Source organism: Schnuerera sp. (assembly GCF_035459645.1).
Taxonomy (GTDB): domain Bacteria; phylum Bacillota; class Clostridia; order Tissierellales; family Tepidimicrobiaceae; genus Schnuerera.
Window position 1 is genome coordinate 1 of the sequence record NZ_DATHXO010000550.1, and the last position, 3253, is coordinate 3253.

Genomic DNA, 3253 nt, shown 5'->3' on the forward strand with positions numbered 1-3253 from the left:
CTCCTGTTTTCTTTTCAATCTCATTGTAAGTGTTGTTTAGAGTTAATAATTTTGCCACTTCTAGCCTTTGAGCAATAGACTGAATTTCCTTTATTGTGCAAACGTCTTCAAAAAATCTATAACATTCTTCAACTGTTTCTAGCTGTAATATAGCTTTAAATAAACTATCTACCTGTTCACTCTTTATTTTAGAGTTATATCCTACCACTATTTCACCCCCATAGATTTACTCTACCTTAGTCCAAAAAAGTCTGGAGAAAATATCCCCAGACTTTTTAAACTAGAACAATCCTACTATTTCTCCGCTTTCTAATATATCTATATTGTTGGCAGCTGGAACTTTTGGCAATCCTGGCATAGTCATAATTTCACCAGTTAATGCAACTAAGAAACCTGCACCAGCGGATATCCTTATATCTCTTACAGTAATTTTGAATCCTTCTGGCTTTGCCAATAGTGTAGGATCATCAGATAATGAATATTGAGTTTTAGCCATACATATTGGCATTTTATCCAATCCAATTTCTTCTATCTGTTTTATTCTCTTTTCACATGCTTTTGTGTATTCTACTCCATCTGCTCCATAAACTTCTGTAGCTATTTTGTGTATTTTATCTTTTATGGAATCCTCGGAATCATATAGAGGTTTAAAGTTTGAAGGTTTGGTTTCTACTACTTCTACTACTTTCTTAGCTAATTCTATTCCACCTTCTCCACCTTTACCCCATACTTCTGTTAATACAGCCACTGCACCTAGTTCTTCTGTCTTCTTGATTACATAGTCTAATTCAGCTTCTGTATCTGTTGGGAATCTATTTATAGCAACTACTGCTGGAACTCCAAATTTATTAACGTTTTCAATATGCTTCTCTAAGTTTTCAAATCCTTTTGCTAAAGCATCTATGTTTTCATTGCTTAGTTCGTCTTTCTTAACTCCACCATGATGTTTCAACGCCCTTACTGTAGCAACGATTACTGCTGCATTAGGTTTTAAATCACCAAATCTTGCTTTTATGTTAAAGAATTTCTCTGCGCCTAAGTCTGCACCGAATCCTGCTTCAGTGACAGTATAATCAGCAAGTTTTAAACCTAATCTTGTGGCTAACATAGAGTTACATCCATGAGCAATGTTTGCAAATGGTCCACCATGGATAAGAGCTGGAGTATTTTCCAATGTTTGAACTAAATTAGGACTAATTGCATCTTTCATAAGTAAAGCTACTGCACCTTCAGCATTTAAGTCTTTAGCAAATACAGGACTTCCATCGTATTTATACGCTACTAAGATATTTCCAACTCTAGTTTTAAAGTCCTCTAAATCATCTGCTAAACAGAATATTGCCATAATTTCAGAGGCTACTGTAATATCAAAGCCGTCTTCCCTTGGAACTCCATTTGGTCTTCCTCCAAGGCCTACTACAATATTTCTCAACGCTCTGTCGTTCATGTCAAGAACTCTTTTCCAAAGAATTCTTCTTGGGTCGATATTTAATTTATTACCTTGGTGAATATGGTTATCTAATAAAGCTGCTATTAAATTGTGAGCTGTAGTTATAGCATGGAAATCCCCTGTAAAATGTAGATTAATATCTTCCATTGGTACAACTTGTGAATATCCACCACCAGCTGCTCCACCTTTAATACCAAAACTAGGTCCTAAAGAAGGCTCTCTTAATGCTGTTACAGCATTTTTGCCTATTTTATTCAGGGCCATACTTAAACCAATATTTACTGTAGTCTTACCTTCTCCTGCTGGAGTTGGATTAATTGCAGTTACTAGGATTAACTTCCCATCTTCTTTGTCATTTAAGTTTTTAAGTACATCTAAATTCACTTTTGCCTTATATTTACCATAATGTACTAAATCATCTTCTTTTAATCCTAGTTTTTCTGCCACCTCAGTTATTGGAAGCATTTTTGCTTCTTGTGCTATTTGAACATCCGTTTTCACATATATACCTCCTTATATTTTATAATTTAATCCTTGGCTAAATAAACTTATTCTTCTCAAATATAAATAGTATGTATCCTAGTTCTATTTCTATTCAAAGATAGAATTAAAATATTAAGTTTGGTTTATTGCTACAAAGTTTTTGTGTGTTTTGTATACTTCTATACAACTATATAGTATTATATCAAATTTTTGGGACTTTTTGAAATACTTTTCTATTAAATAATTTTTTATCAATCAAAAAAAGGCGACATGAAAACATGTCACCTTTCTTTTATCCAAAAATTATTCTAATTATAAATAATAATGCTAGTACATACATAACTGGAGATACTTCTTTTCCTCTTCTTGTAAGAAGTTTCAATGCAACATAGGATACCATTCCAAAAACTATACCTTCTGCAATGCTATAGGCAAAAGGCATCATAATAATAGTTAGAAATGCAGGGATAGCTTCTGTATAGTCGCTTAAATCTATTTTCTTAATTGGACTCATCATAAATAAACCAACTATTACTAATACTGGTGCAGTAGCAGCCGAGGGTACCATGGTGAATATTGGGGCAAAGAATAAAGCTAATGCAAACATAATAGCTGTAGTTAAGGATGTTAGACCAGTTCTTCCTCCTTCTGCTACTCCTGATGCAGATTCTACAAAAGTTGTCACTGTACTAGTTCCCAAACAAGCTCCTGCTATTGTACCTACTGCGTCTGCCATCAATGCATTGCTTACCCTTGGTAATTTACCATCTTCATCTAACATTTCTGCTTTTGATGCCACACCTACTAAAGTTCCTACAGTGTCAAATATATCTACAAATAAAAATGTAAACACTACTACCAACATATCTAAAGAAAAAATCTCTCCCCAACCAACAAATTGGAATGCAACAGGTTTTAAGGATGGAGGTAAGCTTACTAAGCTTTTTAAACTAAATCCTTCTGGTAATAAAGTGACTCCCATAGGAATTCCTATAATAGTCGTTAATAGAATACCAATCAACAAGGCTCCTCTTATATTTTTAGCTAATAATATTCCAGTAATAATCAATCCAATAATTGCAAGAATAGGTGCAGGATCTTTAAGGTTCCCTAGCCCTATTAAAACTCCGTCTCCTGCTACGATAATTTCGGCACCAGTAAGCCCAATAAAAGCAATAAAAAGCCCTATCCCTACTGATACTGCATTTTTTAAATTCATAGGAATTGCATTGAAAATTGCTTCCCTAGCCTTTAAAAAAGATAATAGTATAAATATAATACCTTCAATTAATACAGCAGTTAAAGCAAACTGCCAAGATT

The 3253-nt window shown here is 33.7% G+C and carries 3 protein-coding genes; all 3 read right to left on the reverse strand.

The window, feature by feature from the left end; all coding sequences use genetic code 11:
- Positions 1–208 (reverse strand): YerC/YecD family TrpR-related protein (locus VK998_RS12885; RefSeq protein ID WP_325229058.1); only part of this gene is annotated, 208 nt, incomplete at its 3' end.
- Between the two features lie 72 nt (positions 209–280).
- Entirely contained in the window at positions 281–1951 is a 1671-nt protein-coding gene (locus VK998_RS12890; RefSeq protein WP_325229059.1) for a formate--tetrahydrofolate ligase, read from the reverse strand.
- 274 nt (positions 1952–2225) lie between these two features.
- On the reverse strand, positions 2226–3253 hold a 1028-nt coding region (locus tag VK998_RS12895; protein WP_325229060.1), incomplete at its 5' end, for an NCS2 family permease.